This window comes from Emcibacteraceae bacterium (genome assembly GCA_041396985.1).
Taxonomy (GTDB): domain Bacteria; phylum Pseudomonadota; class Alphaproteobacteria; order Sphingomonadales; family Emcibacteraceae; genus Pseudemcibacter.
Genome location: JAWKXO010000001.1, coordinates 400,860 through 424,126 on the forward strand (window position 1 = coordinate 400,860; position 23,267 = coordinate 424,126).

The window sequence follows — 23,267 nt, forward strand, 5'->3', positions numbered from 1 at the left end:
TAATAAAATCACAAAATTGGATATTCTGCGGGAGATAACGGAATATCCAAGGCAATTAATGGCCAAAATATAAGGGATACTATCCATGGACTGGGATAAACTTCGCATATTCCATGCTGTCGCCACTGCCGGCAGCTTCACACGCGCCGGTGATGCACTGGGTTTAAGTCAGTCAGCAGTCAGCCGTCAGATCCGTACCCTAGAGGACAGCCTTCAGACTTCTTTGTTTAATCGTCATGCCCGTGGTCTTATACTGACCGACGAAGGAGAATCCTTATATGAAACCACAAAAGAAGTGGTTTCTAAAATTCACGTAACAGAACAAAAAATACTTGAAGGAACAGAAAGTCCAAGAGGGAAACTTAAAATAACCACTACCAACTCTTTCGGTTCAACCTGGATGATGAATAATATCTGGAAATTTATTAATAAATATCCGGATATTCAGGTACAGATGCTGATCGGCGACAGTGATTTTGATTTATTTACCCGGCAGGCCGATGTGGCAATCCGCTTTCACCCATCCGAGCATCTGGACCTGATACAAAAACAGATCGGTACATTTCATTATAATATTTATGCCTCACCGGATTATCTCAATAAATATGGACGTCCGCGCTCGCTTGCTGATCTTGATCATCATCGGCTGATCACCTATGGGGACCTGACCAACAGCCCCATCGAAAATATTGACTGGATCCTTGAAGCAGGCGCAACACAGAAACGCACACCCATTCTGGAAGTCAATAATATATATGGGATGCTACAGGCAATTAAATCCGGACTTGGCGTCGGATCGCTACCTGATTATCTGGTTCAAAGTTCCACAAATGTGTTAAGAATACTTGCCGATACAAAGACACATGAGTTTCCGGCATATTTTGTCTATACTCAGGAACTTCGGAAATCTCAGAGAATCTCAGCTTTCAGGGACTTTATAATTGAGGAATTCAAACATTCAAGATTTTAGTATAATCTAACATAATGTCCTAAATATGGCATTTGCTATGCATTTTTTGCATAGGAGCAACGAGTTTTTACTAGGTACTCATTCCAAAAACAATCGGCTATAACTTTACTCAGATGTTGAGAAACATCGCTGAGTAATTCTTTAATTATTTCAGTTCGTGGTGGTGTCGCATCCTCCCCCTTTTCGACCCATCACTGTTTCATAATCTCCCCAAGATATGAAACCTCCCTATATTTTGTGAACTTGCCGGGTCCATGACCCGGCATTTTTTTTAGTGAATATGCTTGAGTATATCGCTCATCTGCTTAAAAACAAGCCCGCCAGCTTTTTTGCATTTTTCATCTTGACCGTTGACGCAGTAAGCAATCACCTCCATCCCTGCTGCAACCGCCCCCTGAACGCCGGGAAGACTGTCTTCGATCACAAGGCATTTTGCAGGTTCAACTTTCATCCTCTCCGCGGCATAAAGATATAAATCGGGATAGGGCTTGCCCCTTTTTACTTGCGACGAATTATATATATGATCACCGAAATAATTACGCAGCCCGGTAAGCCCAAGTGTGAAGTTCATTTTTTCAAAACTCCCGCTTGAAGCGACACAGATTTTTTTATTCTGCTTTAAAATATGATTGATCAGGTCTTCCACGCCTTCAACCGCTTTTAATTTTTCTTTAAAAGCCGCAAATGTTTCAACCTGAAGAACGTCAAGAAAGTCCGCAGGTAATTTTTTTCCCAATAAATCTTCTGAAATGGTAACAACCGCTGACATTGATCGACCAACATAAGTATCAACAACCTGATCCAGAGTCATATCAAGACCGTTTTTTGCCAGCGCATCCCGCAAAAGCCGATTGGCAATCGGCTCGCTGTCAACAAGAACGCCATCACAGTCAAATATGATCAGATCAAAATCCATCAATCAAGATAATGCTTCACACGCTTTTTTAATGCGGCCACAGGCTTCTTTCAGCACATCTTCCGATGTCGCATAGGAAATGCGGAAATGCGGCGAAAGGCCAAAAGCTTCACCATGCACCACAGCAACTCCAACACTTTCAAGCAAATATGTTGACACATCAAGGTCCGTTTCAATGACCTTACCTTCGGGTGTTTTCTTGCCAATCAGTCCGGCGCAACTCGGGTAAACATAAAAAGCGCCTTCCGGGGTCGGGCAGCTCAGTCCCGGCACATCATTAATCATTGAAACGACCATATCACGGCGCTTTTGAAATTCTGCTGCGCGGTCTTTCAAATAATCCTGTGGTCCGGTAAGCGCGGCAACAGCTGCAGCCTGTGAAATCGAACATGGGTTTGAAGTGCTTTGTGACTGAACTTTCCGCATGGCATTAATCAGCTCCACCGGTCCACCGGCAAATCCGATCCTCCATCCAGTCATGGCATAGGCTTTTGCCACACCATTCATCGTCAGGGTACGATCTTTCAGTTTCGGCTCAACCTGAGCCGGTGTATGGAATTTGAAATTGTCATAAATAATATGCTCATAGATATCATCGGCAAATATCCAGACGTGCGGGTGCTTAAGCACAACATCGGTCAATGCCTTCATTTCATCATATGTATAAGCCGCACCGGACGGATTTGAAGGTGAATTTAAAATAATCCATTTTGTTTTTGGTGTTATGGCCGCATCGAGCTGATCGGCGGTAATTTTAAAGCCGGTATCAATTGTGGCTTCAACAAAAACAGGTGTTCCGCCCGCAAGCAACGTCATATCAGGATAGGAAACCCAGTAAGGTGTTGGGATAATCACCTCATCCCCCGGATTGAGCGTCGCAATGAAGGCATTAAAAATTGTGTGCTTGCCGCCGCAATTCACACTGATATTTTCACGTTTATACTCAAGTCCATTATCACGCTTGAATTTCAGGCAAATCGCGTCTTTAAGCTCCGGTGTTCCGTCGGCAGCTGTATATTTTGTCTGACCGTCCCTGATCGCCTTGATCCCTGCTTCTTTCACATAATCAATAGTATCGAAATCCGGCTCCCCGGCACCAAGACCGATAACATCCTTGCCAGCAGCACGAAGCTCTGCTGCTTTACTGGTCACCGCGATAGTAGGAGAAGGTTTTATACGCCCGAGAGCATCCGCAATAAACGCCATAATAATATCCATTTATGAATCAGTTGAGTTGTTGAGGCGAAATTAAGTGAAGTTCCAAAATTGTGCAAGAGAGAGATTGCAAAATGTGGCCAATCACCACATATTAGTCACATGAAATTTGAATATAATCTAAAATCACCGACAATTAACATGCCACGTGTCTTTTATGAGCGTCCTGCCAAGACCGAAGGCGGTATAAAATTCAAAATCGAATCCGATTTTCAGCCGGCCGGTGATCAGCCTCATGCCATTAAAGCCCTGACCGAAGGTCTGAACAGTGGCCTGACTGATCAGGTTCTGCTTGGAGTGACAGGGTCCGGCAAAACTTATACCATGGCCAAAATAATTGAGGAAACGCAGCGCCCTGCCCTGATCATGGCCCATAATAAAACCCTTGCCGCGCAGCTATACGGCGAGATGAAGAGCTTCTTTCCCAATAATTCGGTAGAATATTTCGTTTCCTACTATGATTATTATCAGCCGGAAGCCTATGTGCCGCGGTCAGACACCTTTATCGAAAAAGATGCCAATATCAACGAAAGCATTGACCGCATGCGCCATGCCGCCACCCGGGCAGTTTTTGAACGCGATGATGTGATTATTGTTGCCAGCGTGTCCTGTATTTACGGTATGGGGGCCGCTGAAACTTATTTGCAAATGGCGATCCCGTTTAAACTGGGCATGATTTATGACCAGCGTAAATTGCTGCGTGATCTGGTGGAACTGCAATATAAACGCAATGATATGTCCTTTACCCGCGGCACGTTCCGTGTTCGTGGTGATGTCATCGAAATATTCCCGAGCCATTTTGAGGACCGTGCCTGGCAGCTTGATTTCTTTGGTGATGAACTGGATAAAATAACCCTGTTTGATCCCCTGACCGGTGAAAAGGTTGAGGAGCTTGACGCCGTCAAACTCTATGCCAACAGCCACTATGTCACTCCTGGACCCAGCATGGATCAGGCGATCAAAACCATCAAGGCCGAGCTTGAATTAAGGCTGAAAGACTATCAGGAAAGAGGCATGGTGCTTGAGGCCGCCCGGCTTGAGCAAAGAACAAAATTTGATCTTGAAATGCTCAGCGCCAGTGGTGTCTGCCCTGGTATTGAAAATTATTCACGTCATCTGACAGGGCGCGGCCCCGGCGAGGCACCACCAACTTTATTTGAATATCTGCCGGAAAATATGCTGCTTTTCATGGACGAAAGCCATGTCAGTGTGCCCCAGATCGGCGGTATGTCAAAAGGCGACTATTCAAGGAAAAGTACCCTCGCCGAATATGGTTTCCGGCTGCCTAGCTGCATTGATAACCGGCCTTTAAAATTCAGTGAATGGGAATATTTCAGACCTCAGTCGATTTATGTTTCCGCCACACCCGGCAAATGGGAGCTTGAACAAACAGGTGGCGAATTTGTCGAACAGGTCATCAGGCCAACCGGGCTTACCGATCCGCCGGTTGAAATCCGCTCTGTCGAAACTCAGGTTGATGACCTGCTTCATGAAGTTCAGGAAGTAATCAATAAAGGCCACCGCGTTCTTGTCACCACACTTACCAAACGCATGGCAGAAGACTTATCCGAATATATGCATGACAGCGGACTAAAGGTTCGCTACATGCATTCGGATATTGACACTCTGGAACGTATTGAAATTATTCGTGATTTACGCTTGGGCGTTTTTGATATTCTGATCGGTATCAACCTGCTTCGGGAAGGACTGGATATCCCGGAAACCGGGCTGGTTGCCATTCTTGATGCCGATAAGGAAGGTTTCCTTCGTTCTGAAACCTCCCTCATCCAGACTATTGGCCGCGCGGCGCGAAATGTTGACAGTAAAGTCATTCTTTATGCGGACAAGGAAACCAACAGCATCAAAGCCGCGATCAGTGAAACAAACCGCCGTCGTGCCATTCAGGAAGCCTTTAATAAAGAACATGGCATAACCCCGGAAAGCATCAAAAAATCAATTGGCGATATTATTGGTGATACTGCCGAGGGAGACCATGTCACTGTGTCACTGGGTACGGACAGTACCAATAATCTGGTCGGTCATAATTTAAGAAGCTATATTGAGGGCCTGGAGAAAAGTATGCTTGAAGCGGCAGGAAATCTCGAATTCGAGGAAGCCGCCCGATTGCGGGACGAGATTAAGCAGCTTGAAGAAAAAGAGCTCGGGATAAACCTTGACCCTATGGCCCGCTATAGCAAACCGGAAGGTCGGTCAACCCTCGGCAAACCGGGAACCCGGCAGTACCGTAAAAAACGCGGTACGCCGACGCCCAGAAAATTTTAATTTACCCTGCCCATTCGGAAAAGAGCTGATGCCAGATGCGCATGGAGCGTTCCAGATTATCTTTCGGGACCCGTTCATTTAGGCCGTGCGAAAACCCGTCTGATGCCTTGATAAAAATGCCGGTCAATGCATAACTTGGAATACCGGCCGAACGGAAATGTTTGCCGTCACTGGCACCAAGGGCCATTGCCGGAACGATCGGAATATCCGGAAATTCAACATGAATGGCCCGCTCCACCGCAGAAAGCACCTCTTCATTCAGCGGTGATTCCGGGGCCGCTTCCACCGTATTGATCACTTTCCAGTCAAGCTTGTCATTTTTCATAACCGCTTTTAGCTGATTAATGGTTTCTTCTTCACTAATCCCCGGGAAAATACGGCAGTTAACCGTCGCTGTCGCTGATTGGGGTAACGCATTATCCGCGTGCCCACCGCGAAGCATGGTGGCGACACAGGTGGTTCCCGTTGCCCCGATATACTGGGGGTATGACCTTAAGGTTGCCACTGCCTCCTTATCATTTTTGTTTTTGGCAAAATCGGCCATGGCTTTACTGATTTTGGGATCAGTCACAAGATTTGCTGTTTTTTCGAAATATGTTTTGGTCAGTTCGCTTTGAATAACCGGGAACTCATATTTTGACAGATTGATCATCGCCTGTGAAATATCATAGATGGCATTATCCTTGCGCGGACGTGAACTATGGCCGCCGGGGTTATGAGCCGTAACTTCGATAGAGGCGAAAGTCTTTTCAGAATGGGTCACCGTGAAGGAAAATGCCTTGCCATTTTCATCTAGGGCACCGCCACCGCCATCGGCAACGATGGCAAATTCAGCATCAATCTGGTCCCGATAATCACTTGTGATAATTTTTGTGGTCGCCATGGATGTTTCCTCATCCCCACTCAGCACCATAATAATATCACGGCTGGGGACAAAACCTTCTGATTTAAGCCTTAAAAAGGTCGCAACAATAGCGGCAACATTCAGCTTTGTATCCAGTGTTCCGCGCCCGAAATACATATCCCCCTCTTCAATCATGGTGAAGGGATCACGTTCCCAGTCCTGGCGAAATGCTTCGACCACATCCATATGCGCTGAGATAATGAATGGTTTTTTGCCAGAACGGTCATCCCCCTGAATCTGACAATCATCCCAGCCGTATCTTCATAAGGGATAATGGTAATATCACCATCTGAAAAGCCCGCTTTCTTGAATAAATCAGCAAGATAGGCCGCAAATTTTGGTGTTTCGTTGCCCTCGCCAACCACGGTACGCATCGAAATACTGTCTTTTAAAATTTTGTAGGCGACATCCTGATACGGCTCGTCAGCATTGGCAATTTGTGAGGTCATCATTACACCAAATGCAACCCCCGTCATCAGTTTTTTTATGCTCATTTTTCCCTCATTTTTAATATTTATGTTCAAACACTATCATAGGGTTTCCCACTTGCCAATTTTTAGTTTTGCTTGACCCAATCCCGAAGTAAGCTACGATATTATTCAGATAAAAAAGGGGTGGTTTCATGTTTAAAATCAGCAAGGATTTTATTGATAATAAAATTGATCGCAGAATGTTTATAACCAAACTTCGCAATATCGGTATTTCAAGCGTCGGTGCCGGGGCGATCGCCGGTAGCTTGTCCCTATCCGGAAAAGCGACTGCGGCCGCTCCCTATTCAGGAGAAAGGCCCGAACAAAGCCGGACGGTCAAAGGGCTGAGCGGCGGGGAAATTATGGCTGAGTTTCTGATCGACTGGGATGTGCCTTATGTTTTTGGACTGGCCGGGTCGGAAGAGGTTGGCTTTCTGGATGCGCTCGTTGACCGGGATAAGCTAAAATATGTTACCTGCATCCATGAGAATGCCGCAATGGCGATGGCTGATGGTTTTAGCCGTGCGACAGGAAAAACATCCATTGTTCAGCTTCATTCTGTTGCCGGAGCATCATATGCCCTTGGTCAGATGGTCAGCTGTTATCGTGACCGCACGCCGGTTGTGGTCACAGCGGGGCGGCAACATAGTGAATATCGCGGCAGCAACGGTTTTCTTGAAGCCCCTAACCTTCATAAACTACCCGCTGATTATGCCCAATGGACCTGGGATGTGACAAGTGCGAAAACTATCACTGAAACTTTGCGCCGTGCATTTATGCTGTCGGAAGCCCCTCCGGGTGGGCCTACTTTCTTGACATTTTCAAAAGACCATTGGGAAACGAAAGTTGAAAGTACAGAAATTATCCCGCGGTCCGGATCAATGGTTGATATTGACGTGGCGCCACGGGAACAGGATGTCAAAAAAATTGTCGATTTTCTAATCGCTGCAGAAAGGCCGATGCTGTTTCTTGATGATGATTGTGTCCGTCATGAGATTAGCGCAGAGGTCCAGGAAATTGCTGAAATTGTCGGGGCCGCCGTATCCTTCGGAGCAAGAATGCCAGTGGTTTTTCCCAACACGCATCCGTATTTTATTGGTAATTATGGAATTGACCAGGCTCTTGCCCAATCCATTGATTGTTTCTGGGCTCTTGGTGGTCATATGTTTAAAGTGGTTAATAAACCGGATATTCCCTGGGTCAGGCGTGATGCCAGAATTATCCATACCAGCCTTGCCGGGTCAGAAGTCGGCCGCAATTATCCGGTTGATATCGCCGTTGTTGCCAGCGTCAAGGCAACTGCCAAAGCCGTAATTGAAGAACTTAAAGCCCGTAAAATAACCCCCAAAAACGCCAAATGGGTCACTGATTATACCAAAAATCGTCGCGCCAATCTAGACCGGATAGCCCGTGAAGAATGGGATGCTCCAATTATTTCTACATCACGTCTTATGCTTGAGCTGGACAGGCAGATTGCTGATGATGCGTTGGTGGTTACGGAACTTATTCTGTCCAAATATCATTTCTGGGATTATTTCAAAATTGATCATCAAAAACCATTTGATAAAAGACGACGGAATTTTGCCACCAATTCCGGTGTACTTGGCTGGGGACTTGCGGCATCCATCGGTGTTAAAATGGGCAGACCGGAAAAGGAAACATGGTGCCTGACGGGCGACGGATCGTTTAATTTTGGCTCACAGGCTCTCTGGAGTGCTTCACGCTATGATGTCCCCATCGGTATTATCATTTTCAACAACGGTGAATATGCCGCCAATCGCAAAGCACAGAATTTTTATAAGGGACGCAGTTCTCAAACCGGCAATTATATCGGTTGCAATCTCAGACACCCGGACATTCACTATGCAAAAATGGCTGAAAGCTATGATATCAAAGGCGAGCGGGTTGAAAAGGCGGAAGACCTGAAGGACGCCATTGACCGTTGCCGTACCGAAATGGCCCGTGGGCGTCCATATCTTCTTGATGTCAGAATAGAACGTTTCGGTCAGGGTATGGAAAGCGAATATTACGACCATTTTTCAGTCGCAAAGGACTAATGTACCCAGGGGTAATGGCCGCGGCTTTCCTTTACGTTGATCATTTTTACCTGTTCTTCTTTGCCATCTGGCAGCCAGAGTGCATAGCCGCCATTATGGTAAAAATCCCAACGGTCGAGAACCACATTTGCCGGACAATTTATTTCCACCGGGACCAAACTGATAATAATATCGGCATTCTGACAGTCTTCCGGTAAGGCCAGTTCATTTTGAACCAGTGAAATCAGCAAATGATCCGTTCTTTCCGGACGGTAAAGACAGCTGAGCGCATCGCAGGAAAGCTCCCTGCCCGCCGCATTATCGGGCGCAAAACTTTCATAGTCCCATCTAGAAATTTCAGATAGCCCATATCGCTGTTGCCAGCGTTCACGCACAATTCGGCTGCCATTTGTGCGGGATAAGCTGAGGCTGTTATCGTCGCCGCGAAGCGCAATGGTTTTTCCGGCGTTATCAATTAATATATCCGGGCGAACATAACTAACGGCCAGATAAATGCCAAAAAGTATAACCGGAACACCGGCATAACGCCATTTAAGCCGCCAGATCCCAAACCACAAAGTTCCGATGACCAGAAAAACAAGCGCCTTTAAACTGATTGCCGGAATTTCAAGTGTCGCTCCGGGAAGGTTGGATACCCAATAAGCCGTTCTCATAATCACTTCAAGTCCCCAGGACATAGGGATCAGGGCAATTTTCTCAAGCCCAAATGGCATCAGTACCAAAGTTGCCACAATACACGGCATAACCCAAGACCCCATCACCGGCATAGCAATAAGATTGGCGAGCAGGCCGAACAAAACAATTTTGTTAAAATGGTAGAGCGCAAAAGGGGCAATTGCGACTTCTGAAACCAATGACGTAAAAAGGCTGCCAACGATAAATAAGAGTATTTTTTGTCTTAATCCACTGTCACTGCGAAACCGGTTTAAAAAATCATTGCCAAAACGTTCAAAAACAACCACCAACGCAACCACGGCAGCGAATGACATCTGAAAACTGACCCCAATTAAAGCTTCCGGTGATGTGACAAGGATGAATGTGGCAGCAATAGCCACCAGCCTTAATGAAATGGCTTTACGGTCCGTCAATACACCGATAAAAACGATCACGACCATTATAAAAGCACGCACCGTCGGAATGGATGCCCCACTGATAAACAGATATCCAAGTCCGGCCAGCGAGGCAATGACAGCCGACCATTTCTTAATCGGATATTTTAGGGTAAGGGTTGGTGATAAGGCCAGTAAAATTCTTGAGATAAAAAACACTACCCCACAAAGAAGTCCCATATGAAGCCCGGATATCGCCAATAAATGGGCAAGCCCTGCATTTCTCATGGCTTCTGCGAGTTCGTCCGGCATTCCTCCCCTGATCCCTGTGATCAGGGCTGCTGCCAGTGTCCCTGCCTCCCCTGGCAACTCAGACCTGATCCGCTCGGCCATATGTTGCCTTAACTGGTTGAATGATGCTTTTATACCGTTGTTTTTTTCAAGAATTTCAAGATCAGAAACCGCATAACCAACCGCACTGAGCCCCTGAAACCAGACCTGTCTGGCATAATCATAATCACCCGGCATAGATGGTCCGGGCGGAGGCATTAACCCCGCTCTAATTCTGCCTTTGTCGCCGGGATAAGGCATTTCAGAGAATTTATTGACCTTAACATTAACCAGACCAAGGGGCTTTTCTCCCCTGATTTCGGGACTGCTTAGTGTCAGTCTGATTTTTCCATCTTCGTAAAGATGCACTTTCTGAATAATGCCGGTAACACTGGTTGGGCTTAATTCTTTTTCAAGCGTGACAGTGGCCACTGACAGAACACGATAATCAGCAAGTGAATATCCAGCGCATATGAAAAATAAGGCAAGAAGAATATATTTTATAAAAGGAAACCGCTTACGAATTAAATAAACAATTATACCCAGAACAAATAAAAATATGAGCTGGTGAATAAAATTTAATTCCAGATTATATGAAAAATAAAAGCCAATCCCCAACGCCAGCAGCACCGGTACAACCAGCATAAATTGTTCATGTTCCCGGAAAAAAGCTTCCTTCAAGTTTTCTGCAAGCTTTAGAATTTTGTATCCCCCAAAAAAACTAAAATAATTAATAAAAAAGCTTCCATTTTCACTGGATTATATGCTAGTAAAAACGCAACAAAATCAAGCAGTGTTGGTATTTATATCATTTGAGCACAATCATGTGAATTTCAAACGAGTCACTGCGGAATTTCAAGATTTAATCTTACCGGAGCTTCACAAACAGTCAAATGAAGAAAGTAGTGACACGATTTGCCCCCTCGCCAACGGGATTTTTACATATAGGTGGTGCAAGAACAGCCCTGTTTAACTGGTTGTTTACCCGCCATCATGGTGGCGATTTCAGAATCCGGATCGAAGATACTGACCGTCAGCGCTCAACTCAGGAAGCGGTAGATGCAATTTTTGATGGTCTGGACTGGCTGGGCCTTAAAGCAGACGGCGAAATTATTTTCCAATATGATTATCGTGAACGTCATGCGGAAGTTGCTCATCAACTGCTTGCACTGGGAAAAGCCTATAAATGCTATTGCTCGAAAGAAGAACTGGCAGAAATGCGTGAAACAGCAAAAGCAAAAGGATTACCGCTTGGATATGACGGGCGCTGGCGGGACCGCGATCCGTCCGATGCCCCAAAGGATATCGAACCGGTTATCCGTTTCAAAGCCCCGAGAGAGGGCGAAATTGTTATCAAAGATCATGTACAGGGCAATGTCACGGTAAAGAATAAAGAACTTGATGATATGATCCTGCTTCGCGCGGACGGCACACCGACCTATATGCTTTCTGTTGTCGTTGATGATCATGATATGGGCGTTACCCATATTATTCGGGGGGATGATCATTTAACCAATGCAGCAAGACAGGCACAACTGATCAACGCCATTGGCTGGGAACTGCCGGAATATGCCCACATTCCCCTTATTCACGGGCAGGACGGGGCAAAACTGTCAAAACGTCATGGTGCCCTGGGGGTTGATGCCTACCGTGATATGGGGTATCTTCCAGATGCCTTAAAAAATTACCTGCTCAGATTAGGCTGGGCCCATGGTGATGACGAAGTGATCTCCGAAAAGCAGGCAATTGAGTGGTTTGATCTTGATGCTATTGGCAAGTCACCTTCAAGATTTGATTTTAATAAACTTGAAAATTTAAACGGCATTTACATGCGTGAAACCGCAAGTGACCAGACACTACTGACAGGATGTCTGCCGTTTCTTGAAAGAAACCTTAATCGCCAACTGACTGTAGAAGAGCAAAAAACTCTTTTAAAAGCATTGAGCGAGCTTAAAAACAGAGCGAAGAATTTGATTGATCTGGCGGAGAGTGCCTTATTCCTATTTACCGCACGGCCGCTGGATATTATTCCAAAAGCAATGAATTCACTTAATGACGAGGCAAAACCGATATTAAGCAAAATTTATAATGCGCTCGAAAATGTAGCAGAATGGAACCGGGATAATTTACAAAAGGCCATAGAGAATTTCGTAGAAAAGGAAGAAATTGGATTTGGTAAAGTGGCCCAGCCACTTAGAGCAGCATTAACCGGTAGTAATATTTCCCCGGGCATTTCAGAAGTGCTGGACTGGCTTGGTAAAAACGAAAGCATGGCGAGGATTAAAGACCAGATGTAAAAATTGTTTAATTTCACAAAAAATAAACAATTTATTTAAGAAAACAGTGTATAGAAACTCATAAATAAATGTTTTAGGAGGCAATTGTCTTTTAAAACCAGGAAAATACGAAAAGGATAGAGACATATGGAAGAAAAATATAAAAAAACTGTGGCATCAGATACGGCCTCATTAACAGTTCGCGGAAATACTTTCGAATTGCCTATATACGGTGGCTCAACCGGACCAGATGTCATAGATATCCGTACGCTTTACCGTGATACCGGCATGTTCACATTTGACCCCGGCTTTACATCAACAGCAAGCTGTGAAAGCGCCATAACCTATATTGATGGCGATAAGGGTGAACTACTCTATCGCGGATATCCAATTGACCAGCTTGCTGAAAAAAGTGATTTTCTTGAAGTTGCCTATTTATTGTTAAACGGCGAGCTTCCAAACAAACAGCAGGATGCAGAGTTCAAACATGCCATTACCTATCATACAATGGTTCATGAACAGCTCAGCAAATTCTTCGGCGGTTTCCGCCGTGATGCCCATCCGATGGCTATTATGTGTGGTGTTGTTGGCGCTATGTCAGCTTTCTATCATGACAGCACAGATATTAACGATCCGGAGCAACGCAGGGTGGCTTCCAACAGACTGATTGCAAAAATCCCGACGATTGCTGCGATGACTTACAAATATTCAATCGGCCAGCCATTTGTCTATCCCCGCAATGATCTTAATTATGCAGAGAATTTCCTTTATATGACTTTTGGTGTTCCAAGCTGCGAGAACTATAAAGTAAATCCGATCCTGGCCAATGCCATGGATAAAATCTTTATTCTGCACGCTGATCACGAGCAAAATGCATCAACCTCAACGGTACGTCTTGCCGGTTCATCGGGGGCAAATCCATTTGCCTGTATTGCTGCCGGTATTGCCTCACTCTGGGGACCTGCTCACGGTGGCGCCAATGAAGCCTGCCTTAAAATGCTTAGTGAAATTGGAACTGTTGACAGAATTCCAGAATATATTGAAAAGGCAAAGGATAAAAATGATCCATTCCGCCTTATGGGATTTGGACATCGCGTTTATAAAAACTTTGATCCTCGTGCCAAAGTTCTTCAACAGGCCGCTAATGAAGTGCTTGGTGAGCTTGGCATCAATGATCCGCTTCTTGAAGTTGCCAAAGAACTTGAGCGAATTGCCCTTGAAGACCCATATTTCATTGAAAAGAAACTTTATCCTAATGTGGACTTCTATTCAGGCATTATCTTGAAAGCCATGGGCTTCCCGACTGAAATGTTTACAGTTTTGTTTGCGCTTGCCCGTACTGTTGGCTGGGTGTCACAATGGATTGAAATGATTGAAGATCCAACCCAGAAAATCGGCCGCCCACGTCAGCTCTTTATTGGTGAAACTGAACGCCAGTATGTTAGCATTGATAAACGCTGATCAGAAATTTTATTCAAAAAACAAAACCCGGCTTATAAGCCGGGTTTTTTTATTTCTTTTCAATAAGTTCAATCATATACCCATCCGGGTCTTTAATGAAGGCAATTACCGTCTTGCCGTGTTTCATAGGACCAGGCGGCCTCGGTATTTCAACGCCTGCTCTTTCAAGTTCTTCGCAGGTTTTATAAATATCCGGTACGCCCAGAGCCAGATGACCAAAGCCATTACCTAGGTCATACCCTTCTTCTCTGCCCCAGTTATAGGTTAATTCGACCACGGTATTATTTTCCTCATCCCCATATCCGACAAAGGCCAATGTAAACTTACCTTCCGGGTAATCCTTTTTTCTAAGCAATTTCATTTTTAAAAAATTGCAATAAAATGCAATGGATTTATCCAGGTCTTTAACCCGGATCATCGTGTGGAGCATTTTGAAATGTTCAGTCATTGACCATCAGTTCGCTATCATTGCCGTAAATGTGGCTTCGGCGACAACGGCACCATCCACTTTTCCCTGGGCTGAGAACCGCCAGATATTTCTGCGACTCTGTTCTTTTTGAACATGAAGCTCCAGCATATCACCGGGCTCAACAGGTTTTCTGAATTTCGCACTGTCAATTGACATAAAATATACCAGTTTGCCTTTTGCATCCTCACCCAGACTAAGCATAACCAGAGCTGCCGCAGTCTGCGCCATAGACTCAACAATCAGCACACCGGGCATCACAGGTTTTTCAGGGAAATGCCCCTGAAAAAAAGGCTCATTCATGGTGACAGCTTTTTTCCCAATTGCGCTTTCGCCAGGATTAATGTCACACAATCTGTCCACCAGTAACATAGGGTAGCGATGAGGAATTAATTCCTTAATTTTATTTATGTCAATATCATCAACTTTCTCGAGAGACATTATTATTGATCTTCCATTATAATTATTGTTTAGACCAGTATAATAAGCTGGAAAAAAATTTAAAGGCCTCAATAAAAAAAACCTGCCATAATTGACAGGCTTTTTTCTTCAGATATATATTTTTAATTCTCTTGCGGCGCAGCTGCCGGTGCAGCTTCAGGAAGCGGCGGCAAGGTAACTGTCGTTGAAGGCATTACAAGATCTAACTGTTCAATAACTCTGGTGGTTACATCCAGGCCAGGAATCTGTTCTCTGATCAGATTTTTATCCAACATCATTGTCGCGCCGGTATCTTTCAGGATCTTTTGTAAAATTGGTTTTAGCTCCCTTTCAATGGCATCATTTGCATTAACAATTGCCGTCTCCAACTGACGGCTTTTAATTTGCACTTCCTGTTGATACTGGTTCACTTTTACCTGAAAGGCCTGCTGCAACTGGTTAAATGATTCTTGCGGAATAATATTTATTTTTGTTTTCAAATCTTCCTGTTCAGCTCTTAAAGCATTTTCCTTTGTTTGAAGCTCAGCTTCCATCGTTGCTTTAATTTGTGCTGTTTGTCTGTTTATATCTTTGGCAACAGCAGCATTTGTGCTGATCACCCTGTTATCAATTACGATGATTTTCGCCACAGGTATTTCTTGCGAAAATGCCGCATTGTTTACAAATAACACTGTCAGCATTGTCAGCAGTGCGGTTGATATTTTTTTTACATTCATAATATTATTCATCTTAAAATCTCGTTCCGACATTAAATTGGAAAAACTCCGTTTCATCGCTTGGTTGACTTCTAATTGCTTTGGCCAAATCAATTCTAAATGGACCAAAAGGTGACGCCCATGAGAAACCTATTCCTACAGATACCCTCGGTGTTGGTGTATCTCCAAGCTTGCTATATACCACGCCTGTTGCTGAGGTCAAACTATCTTCTGCATCAACATTAAATAGAGCTCCGGCATCCACATAAGCACTGGCTTCAATTCCAAGATCTCTTGCGCCTCCTCCAAGCGGAATGAACAGTTCCGCTTTAGTGGTATAATATGTATTCCCACCAAGAGTATAGCCAGAATATAACTGAGTAAAACCTTCTCCCCATTCTCTTGGTCCCAACCCTGCCTCTTTAAACCCACGTATTTTTGGGTTTCCAAGGAAAAATCGTTTATTTAACCTTATATCTTTACCCAAACCTTCAATGTGACCGCCTTCAGCACTAATATTAAACACCCATGTTTTGTATATAGGATAATAAATGTCATATTTAGCTGATGTTCTAATATATCTTTCGTTACCACCTAGTCCCGCGACTTCCTGACTTACCGTAAATAATTGACCACGATTTGGCTTTTGCGGATAATCAAGTGTATTATATGAAATACCATAGCTAATATATGATGTTATATATTCTCCGTTATTGCCACTAATATAGGGACTGTCTGTAAAGAAACTGGTAAGAACCGTATCTTTTGTTAGACCGTAAGAGAAATTCATAACAATATATTCAGTAAGCGGAAATCCAGTTCGTAACGTTGTACCAAGCGTCTTCTGCCTAAAACCACTTTCAATAAAATTAACATCGCGTAAGAAAATATCTGCCCCAACAGCAAGCCTTCTGTTAAGGAAGTAAGGTTCTGTAAAACCTAATTCCACTTCTTTACGTCTTTTCGATAAATTGGATCCCAATCTTACGAATTGTCCCTTCCCTAATAAGTTTCTTTCTGCAATGCTGAAATTTACCAATAATCCCTCATAACTAGAATACCCAAGCCCTGCCGTTAATTCACCTGTCGGTTGTTCTTCAACCGTAATTTCCAGAATTGTCTTATCCGCTGCAGTCCCCTCAATTTGCTCTATGGACACTTCTTTGAAGAATTGTAATGCTCTAACCCTTACTTCAGATCTTTTAACTTTTTGAGAGTTATAGGCATCACCCTCAACCAAATTTAATTCACGCCTGATCACTTTGTCATGAGTACGAACGTTATCAATAATTTTTATTTCTTCAACATATACTCTTGGTGTTTCATTAATTACATATATAATATCGACCGTTCGCTCTGCCCGGTTACGTCTAACCTGTGGCCTAATATCAACAAAAGCATAACCTCTCAGCCCAGCAATTTCAGTGAGCACTTCAACTGACGAGTCAATTGCTGATGAATCATATTGCTGGCCTTTTCTGGTATATAATGTTCGAACTAGAATTTCTGGATCTAACTCCTCAATCTCACTTTCAACAGAAATATCTCCAAATGTGTAAAGTTCTCCTTCTTCCAGTGAAATATTTATAAAAAAGAATTTCTTATCCGGTGAAAGCTCTGCTACTGCTGATGTGATTCTAAAGTCGGCATATCCTTGCTCCCGATAAAAATCCCTGAGCAATTGTTTATCATAATTTAACCGGTCAGGATCATAAGTATCCTCAGCAGCCAGAAATTTCCACCAGCGGCTTTCAACTGAAGCCATTTTTTCACGGAGAATGGCGTTATTAAACACTTTATTCCCCATAAAATTAATTTTACCGATGACACTTTTTGCACCTTCAGAAATTTCAAAGACTAAATTAACCCTGTTTTGATCAAGCTGAATAATTTTTGGGTCAACAGCCGCTGCAAACCGCCCACCTCTTCTGTATATTTCGAGGATACGCTGAACATCAGCCCTTACTTTTGCTCTTGAAAATACAATTCTTGGTCTCAGCTGAATTTCTTCATATAAATCATCATCATCTTTATATTTGTTACCTTCAAATACAATTCTGTTGATGATGGGATTTTCAGAGACTGTAACGACAAGTGTCGTGCCACGACGCCCTACATCCACATCTGCGAATAAACCGGTATTGTATAGGCGTTTAAGCGATGCATCTCCAAGCTGTTCAGTATAAGCATCACCGACATTAATGAGAAGGTAGGATTCAATAGTGCTTTTTTCAATTCGCTGATTACCGCTAATCTCTATATTAGCAATAACAACGCCTGGCTCTTCTTGAGGCGTTGTTTCCTGTGCCCAAACCAAGCTTACCAAATTAAATTGAGCAAATAAGGCAATTAAACAGATACTAATAAGTTTATATATTTTTGATACCACTAAATCTTACCTTATATTATCCGACCAGATCAATAATTGCCGAAATGTCATTATAGAAGACAAAAACCATCAGGCTTAATACTACAGCAGCGCCAATCTTGAAACCAATTTCTTGCGCTTTCAGGCTCATTTTTTTTCTTCTGACCGCTTCTATCGCGTAATACAGCAAATGCCCCCCATCAAGCATAGGTATTGGAAAGAGATTTATCAGCCCCAATCCCATGGAAACCATTGCCATAATATTTAAAAACTCAACAATCCCAAATTCTGCCGCTTTACCGGCAACTCTTGCAATTGCTATTGGACCTCCCAGTTCTTTAGCAGAGCGGTCCCCCATTATAATTTGCCCCAACCCCGTAAGATTAGCATAGGTCAGTTCTTTTATTTCACCGGTTGCTTCCCAAATAGCCCCAATAACACCAAAATGAAGTATTTTTCGTTCTTCAGGATTATTTCTGATTCCGATCTGGTAAATTTTCTTATCTTCACCAAGAAAATTTTTAATTTCAACGGTTTTAAGAGGAAAACTTAGAGTTAAGTTCTGACCGTTACGCAGAACAATCAAAGATATTTTTTCATCAACTTTCAGCGCCAGATGCTTGCTGATATCACGAAATGCAGTAACTGGAGATCCATCAATCTCAATAATGCGGTCACCGGCTAAGATACCCGCTTTTTCAGCGGCGCCATCTGTAATGACTTCACCAACAATAGGCTCATATACCATCTTTCCATAGGAAAAAAGCATCCCGGAAAAAATCAAGATAGCAAAAATAAAATTGATGGCAGGTCCAGCAAAAACAATTGCTGATTTTTGTAAAAGATTCTTATGATGAAAAGAAACTTTTTTCTCTTCTTCACTCATTTCAAACAGTTCCTGGGAAGGAGCACTGGATTCCGTAGCATCACCAAAAAATTTCACATATCCGCCGAGTGGTATCCAGCTGATTTTCCAGCGTGTTCCATGACGATCATAAAAACCGGTTATTTCCGGGCCAAATCCGATTGAAAAAACTTCCACTTTTACGCCGCAGAATTTTGCAACAATGTAATGACCCCATTCATGCACGAAAACAAGCACCGTCAGAATAATGAGAAATGCCAATGCAGGCTGAATAGTCGAGAATAAAAAATCCATATTACATGCTCATTCCTGTTATAATCTCCTGCGCCACTTTTCGTGCATTCTCGTCCACTTCATGTACATCGCTCAGGCTTGTCATTTTATGGAAACTAATTTTTTCAAGAGTTTCCTCAACAATTCTTGCTATATCCAGAAATTTTATTTTTCCATCAAGAAAAGCATATACTGCAACTTCATTAGAAGCGTTGAGGATAGTAGGCGCACTTCCGCCATTTTGCAACACCTGTCGTGTAATATTAAGGGCCGGAAATTTTTCCTCATCCGGTTTAATAAAATTAAGCCGTCCGACTTCTGTCAAATCAAGTTTTTTAGAAGGTGTCCTCATTCTATCGGGCCAGGCCAGTGCGTAGGAAATTGGTGTTCTCATATCCGGTGTTCCAAGCTGGGCAAGAACTGAGCCATCCATGTAGGAAACCATACTGTGAACTATGGATTCTGGGTGTATAATAATTTCCAACTGATCTTTTTCAACGGGGAAAAGATAATAAGCTTCAATGAGTTCCAGTCCCTTGTTCATCATAGTCGCACTGTCAATTGAAATCTTTGCTCCCATTGACCAATTGGGATGATTGATCGCCTGCTCCGGCGTAATTGATGTCATATCTGAAATTTCACAGTTCCAGAACGGGCCGCCGGAAGCCGTTAAAATAATTTTTTCAACATTTTGCGGGTTATCGAAATCAAATATTTGGAAGATGGCATTATGCTCTGAATCTACCGGCAACATTGTCGCCCCAAATTCCTCAACCTGTTCCATCATGAAGTCACCGGCACAGACAAGACATTCTTTATTGGCCAGTGCGATTGTTGCCCCGCGTCTTATTGCTGTTAATGTTGGACGAAGTCCGGCTGCGCCGACAATTGATGACATAACTAGATCAGCAGGCATTTCAGCCGCATCATTCAAAGCATTCTCGCCTGCGGCGGCAATAATATGGGTTCCAGATAATGCTGACTTCAGTTCTTCATAAAGGCTATTATTTGCAATAACTGCCATTTCAGCATTATATTTTATTGCCTGCTCTGCCAGTTTTTCAACACTGTGGTTTGCCGTTAACGCTTTGACGGAATAACTTTCTGGGTTTCGGGAAATCAAATCCAGAGTATTACAGCCGATAGACCCCGTTGAGCCTAATATGGTTACGTCTTTTCTCGTTCGACCTAACGTTCTCGAAAGGTGATTTATGTCTGGTAAACTCATATTCATATCAACAACTTATTTCCATTCATCAGGCATATAGCACATTAGATACAATAAGAACAGCCGGGGCCACAAATAACACACCATCAACCCGGTCCATTACACCACCATGTCCTGGAATGATCGAGCCGGAGTCCTTTACGGAAAATCTCCTTTTAACCGCAGACTCTGCCAGATCACCCATTTGGCTCAATATTGCAAACAAACCACTGAATAAAAGCAAAATTGTGGCATCAGAGAATAAGGGTACATTTTGATCCTGCATATAAAAGCCGTAAAAACCACCTATCAATATTGCTGCAATTGTACCACCAATAAGGCCTGACCATGTTTTATTAGGGCTTATTTTAGGAGACATTTTTGGACCCCCAATATTTTTCCCCGCAAAATAAGCACCCGTATCCATTGACCAGATCACAATCATCATCCACAGAACCAGAATGCCACCAAACTGTTTTTCGATAAGCAAAAAACTGGCCGATGGAATTATAGCGTAAAGAAAGCCTGTGACAGCCCAAATCATTTTGGCTTTTATAAGTAGAGCAATTGCCATAATTGAAATCACACTTGAAATAAAAGAAATCCAAATGTAGGAACTTTCAATATTTAGCTGGTAAATCAAAAGTAAGGCAGATAACGCCTGAACAGCAAACAACCATGAAAACGGCTTCTTTTCACAAATGCCATTCCACTCTGAAAGGATCAAGACCGTAAGCAAGCTGATCAGAATTAAGAAAAACATTCCGCCTTTTAATATGATAAAAACGGCCAGCGGCAGCATAATTAGTGCCGAAAGAATTCGTGTCAGCAGATTATTTTTTTTAGCTGGTTTAGCATTCTCAATGTCTTGCACCATACCGCCTGTCTCTTTTGTAATATTCATCTATGGCGCTTAGTAAGCTATCCTGAGTAAAATCAGGCCATAATACGTCCTGAAATACGAATTCCGAGTAAGCCGCCTGCCAAAGCATGAAATTACTGAGGCGTTGTTCCCCACTGGTACGGATTATAAGGTCCGGTTCCGGCATATCATTTGTATAGAGATTCTGAGAAAATAATTTTTCATCAATATCCTCAACATCAAGGCTGCCTTCTTTTACTTTACTGGCCAAATTTTTGGCTGCACAGACAATTTCTTCCTGTCCACCATAATTCAGCGCAAGTGTTAATCGAAGCTTCCTATTATTTTTTGTCTTTTCTTCTGCCTCTTCAATCAGGCTGATAAGATTTTTGCTTAAGCGTTTTCTGCTGCCTATAAAACTGATACGGATATTTTTTCTATGAAGTTCTTCAATTTCCTTGGTCAGGTAGATTTTAAGAAGCCCCATCAGGTCGTTCACTTCTTCAATCGGTCTGTTCCAGTTCTCAGAAGAAAAAGCATATAATGTAAGATATCCAATATCCAGATCAGCGCATTTTTCGACAATCCCCCGAACGGCATCCGCACCCTTTTTGTGCCCCGCAAATTTGGGAAGACGGTGTAATTTGGCCCAGCGTCCATTACCATCCATAATAATGGCAATATGAGTAAGCCGCTTTTCAGCCCGACCCTCATTTTCTGCCACTTTATTATCTTCCTTAACAAGCAACATTGCTTTTACACCTGCATAATTTCTTCTTCTTTTGCTGCTGTAATTTTTTCAATGCTGTGAACAGCATCATCCGTTAATTTCTGTATATCCGCTTCCAATGATTTTTGTTCATCCTGGCTGATATCGCCGTCTTTTTCCATGTGCTTAACTGTTTCCATGCCATCACGACGAACGTTCCTTACCGCCACTTTTGACTGTTCGGAATAAGTTCTGGCAAGCTTGGTCAGCTCCATCCGCCGCTCCTGATTAAGTTCAGGAATTGGCAGGCGCAAGGTATCCCCATCAACAATCGGATTAAGGCCAATACCGGAATTGCGGATTGCCTTCTCCACTGATGAAACTAGCCCCCTATCCCAAACATGAACGCTGATCATTCTTGCTTCCGGTGTTGAAACAGTACCAAGCTGATTGATCGGCATTTGAGCGCCGTAAGCATCCACAACGACAGGATCAAGTAAATTTACAGATGCTCTTCCTGTTCTGAGACCTTTAAATTCGTTCTTAAGATTTTCTATTGCGCCATTCATCCTGCGTTTAATATCCGCAAGGTCCAGTTCCGATGACATTATATCACTCCTGTTTATTATTTTTTTATAATTTATAAATCATTGCCCCAAGATTAACAAACACTGCTTTAATTGCAGATTTTAGTATGAGGACCCTTTCCAAGCAATACTTTGGCAAAATTTCCCGGTTCATGAATAGAAAATACCAGAATGGGAATATTATTTTCACGCGCCAGTGAAATTGCCGAAGCATCCATGACCTTCAGATCATTTTTCAGAACGTCCATATAACTTAATGTATCATATTTTACAGCATTTGGATCAAGTTTCGGATCAGCACTATATACACCATCAACCTGAGTCCCTTTGAGTATCGCATCGCAGTTCATTTCAGCGGCCCTGAGTGCCGCCGCGCTGTCCGTTGTAAAAAACGGATTTCCTGTTCCCGCTGCAAATACAACCACACGGCCCTTTTCCATATGCCGGATTGCTTTTCTTCTGATATATGGCTCACACACGGATGCAATCGGAAAGGCTGACTGAACGCGGGTATCAACACCATTTTGTTCCAGCGCATTCTGCAATGCCAGACTATTCATGACCGTTGCCAACATCCCCATATGATCGGCAGACGTGCGGTCAAATCCGCTGGCAACCCCCGTCATGCCACGGAAAATATTTCCGGCACCAACGACTAGACAAACTTGGGTCCCCATTTCAACGACAGTTTTAACTTCTTCAGCAATTCTTTTGACCACTTTTGGTGAAATACCGTAATTCTGATCCCCCATCAGGGCTTCACCGGATAATTTTAACAAAACACGTTTATACTGAAGGTCTTCTGTCATGAATAATTCTCTCCTATTTTGTTCATGAGTACTTTGCTCGCAAATTCCCCATAT

Annotated in this window: 20 protein-coding genes; 5 read left to right on the forward strand and 15 right to left on the reverse strand. The window is 43.3% G+C overall.

Going from position 1 to position 23,267, the window contains the following annotated elements; all coding sequences use genetic code 11:
• Window positions 1-85: 85 nt before the first annotated feature.
• The gene (locus R3D86_01840) at window positions 86-970 is read left to right on the forward strand and encodes a LysR family transcriptional regulator (GenBank protein MEZ5756945.1); all 885 of its coding nucleotides are present in this window, start codon (window positions 86-88) and stop codon (window positions 968-970) included.
• A 271-nt stretch (window positions 971-1,241) separates the two neighbouring features.
• On the opposite strand, the gene R3D86_01845 is transcribed toward R3D86_01840, so the two are convergent.
• Both R3D86_01845 and R3D86_01850 read right to left on the reverse strand, forming a co-directional pair.
• Complete coding sequence (locus tag R3D86_01845; GenBank protein ID MEZ5756946.1) at window positions 1,242-1,886, reverse strand: HAD family phosphatase; 645 nt, start codon at window positions 1,884-1,886, stop codon at window positions 1,242-1,244.
• A gap of 3 nt (window positions 1,887-1,889) precedes the next feature.
• Complete coding sequence (locus tag R3D86_01850; protein ID MEZ5756947.1) at window positions 1,890-3,092, reverse strand: pyridoxal phosphate-dependent aminotransferase; 1,203 nt, start codon at window positions 3,090-3,092, stop codon at window positions 1,890-1,892.
• Window positions 3,093-3,242: 150 nt separating this feature from the next.
• Between R3D86_01850 and uvrB the strand changes: the two genes are divergently transcribed.
• A complete protein-coding gene (gene uvrB / locus R3D86_01855) occupies window positions 3,243-5,384 on the forward strand; it encodes an excinuclease ABC subunit UvrB (protein MEZ5756948.1) in 2,142 nt (713 codons plus the stop codon).
• A 1-nt stretch (window position 5,385) separates the two neighbouring features.
• Here uvrB and R3D86_01860 read toward each other — a convergent pair whose 3' ends face one another.
• Both R3D86_01860 and R3D86_01865 read right to left on the reverse strand, forming a co-directional pair.
• Window positions 5,386-6,468, reverse strand: a complete 1,083-nt coding sequence (locus tag R3D86_01860) for a M20/M25/M40 family metallo-hydrolase (protein MEZ5756949.1) — start codon at window positions 6,466-6,468, stop codon at window positions 5,386-5,388.
• Window positions 6,420-6,782: a hypothetical protein gene (locus tag R3D86_01865; protein ID MEZ5756950.1), complete on the reverse strand. Its 363-nt coding sequence runs from the start codon at window positions 6,780-6,782 to the stop codon at window positions 6,420-6,422. Before R3D86_01865 ends, R3D86_01860 begins: the two co-directional genes overlap by 49 nt.
• Window positions 6,783-6,910: 128 nt before the next feature.
• Between R3D86_01865 and R3D86_01870 the strand changes: the two genes are divergently transcribed.
• Window positions 6,911-8,815, forward strand: a complete 1,905-nt coding sequence (locus tag R3D86_01870) for a thiamine pyrophosphate-binding protein (protein MEZ5756951.1) — start codon at window positions 6,911-6,913, stop codon at window positions 8,813-8,815.
• Here the strand turns inward: R3D86_01870 and R3D86_01875 are convergent.
• On the reverse strand, window positions 8,812-10,839 hold the full coding sequence (locus R3D86_01875) for a ComEC/Rec2 family competence protein (GenBank protein ID MEZ5756952.1): 2,028 nt from the start codon (window positions 10,837-10,839) through the stop codon (window positions 8,812-8,814). The two genes, R3D86_01870 and R3D86_01875, sit on opposite strands and share 4 nt — an antisense overlap.
• A 260-nt stretch (window positions 10,840-11,099) precedes the next feature.
• Between R3D86_01875 and gltX the strand changes: the two genes are divergently transcribed.
• The gene (gene gltX, locus R3D86_01880; GenBank protein MEZ5756953.1) at window positions 11,100-12,491 is read left to right on the forward strand and encodes a glutamate--tRNA ligase; all 1,392 of its coding nucleotides are present in this window, start codon (window positions 11,100-11,102) and stop codon (window positions 12,489-12,491) included.
• A gap of 126 nt (window positions 12,492-12,617) precedes the next feature.
• On the forward strand, window positions 12,618-13,931 hold the full coding sequence (locus R3D86_01885) for a citrate synthase (GenBank protein ID MEZ5756954.1): 1,314 nt from the start codon (window positions 12,618-12,620) through the stop codon (window positions 13,929-13,931).
• A 49-nt stretch (window positions 13,932-13,980) separates the two neighbouring features.
• Here R3D86_01885 and gloA read toward each other — a convergent pair whose 3' ends face one another.
• The 10 genes from gloA to pyrH form a co-directional block, all read right to left on the reverse strand.
• Window positions 13,981-14,379: a lactoylglutathione lyase gene (gene gloA / locus R3D86_01890; protein ID MEZ5756955.1), complete on the reverse strand. Its 399-nt coding sequence runs from the start codon at window positions 14,377-14,379 to the stop codon at window positions 13,981-13,983.
• A gap of 6 nt (window positions 14,380-14,385) precedes the next feature.
• Window positions 14,386-14,838, reverse strand: a complete 453-nt coding sequence (gene fabZ, locus R3D86_01895; protein ID MEZ5756956.1) for a 3-hydroxyacyl-ACP dehydratase FabZ — start codon at window positions 14,836-14,838, stop codon at window positions 14,386-14,388.
• Between the two features lie 122 nt (window positions 14,839-14,960).
• Window positions 14,961-15,554: an OmpH family outer membrane protein gene (locus R3D86_01900; protein MEZ5756957.1), complete on the reverse strand. Its 594-nt coding sequence runs from the start codon at window positions 15,552-15,554 to the stop codon at window positions 14,961-14,963.
• Window positions 15,555-15,567: 13 nt separating this feature from the next.
• Window positions 15,568-17,922 carry an outer membrane protein assembly factor BamA gene (gene bamA, locus R3D86_01905; GenBank protein MEZ5756958.1) on the reverse strand — a complete coding sequence of 785 codons (2,355 nt, stop codon included), beginning with the start codon at window positions 17,920-17,922 and terminating at the stop codon, window positions 15,568-15,570.
• A 16-nt stretch (window positions 17,923-17,938) separates the two neighbouring features.
• Complete coding sequence (gene rseP, locus R3D86_01910; GenBank protein MEZ5756959.1) at window positions 17,939-19,060, reverse strand: RIP metalloprotease RseP; 1,122 nt, start codon at window positions 19,058-19,060, stop codon at window positions 17,939-17,941.
• Between the two features lies 1 nt (window position 19,061).
• Window positions 19,062-20,267: a 1-deoxy-D-xylulose-5-phosphate reductoisomerase gene (locus R3D86_01915; protein MEZ5756960.1), complete on the reverse strand. Its 1,206-nt coding sequence runs from the start codon at window positions 20,265-20,267 to the stop codon at window positions 19,062-19,064.
• 28 nt (window positions 20,268-20,295) lie between these two features.
• Window positions 20,296-21,150: a phosphatidate cytidylyltransferase gene (locus tag R3D86_01920; GenBank protein ID MEZ5756961.1), complete on the reverse strand. Its 855-nt coding sequence runs from the start codon at window positions 21,148-21,150 to the stop codon at window positions 20,296-20,298.
• Window positions 21,107-21,859, reverse strand: a complete 753-nt coding sequence (locus tag R3D86_01925) for an isoprenyl transferase (GenBank protein MEZ5756962.1) — start codon at window positions 21,857-21,859, stop codon at window positions 21,107-21,109. The genes R3D86_01920 and R3D86_01925 overlap by 44 nt, the downstream gene beginning before the upstream one ends.
• Before the next feature lie 5 nt (window positions 21,860-21,864).
• Window positions 21,865-22,425 (reverse strand): ribosome recycling factor, encoded by a 561-nt coding sequence (gene frr / locus R3D86_01930; GenBank protein ID MEZ5756963.1) that lies wholly within the window; start codon window positions 22,423-22,425, stop codon window positions 21,865-21,867.
• 68 nt (window positions 22,426-22,493) lie between these two features.
• Entirely contained in the window at window positions 22,494-23,213 is a 720-nt protein-coding gene (gene pyrH, locus R3D86_01935) for a UMP kinase (GenBank protein MEZ5756964.1), read from the reverse strand.
• Window positions 23,214-23,267 lie beyond the last annotated feature (54 nt).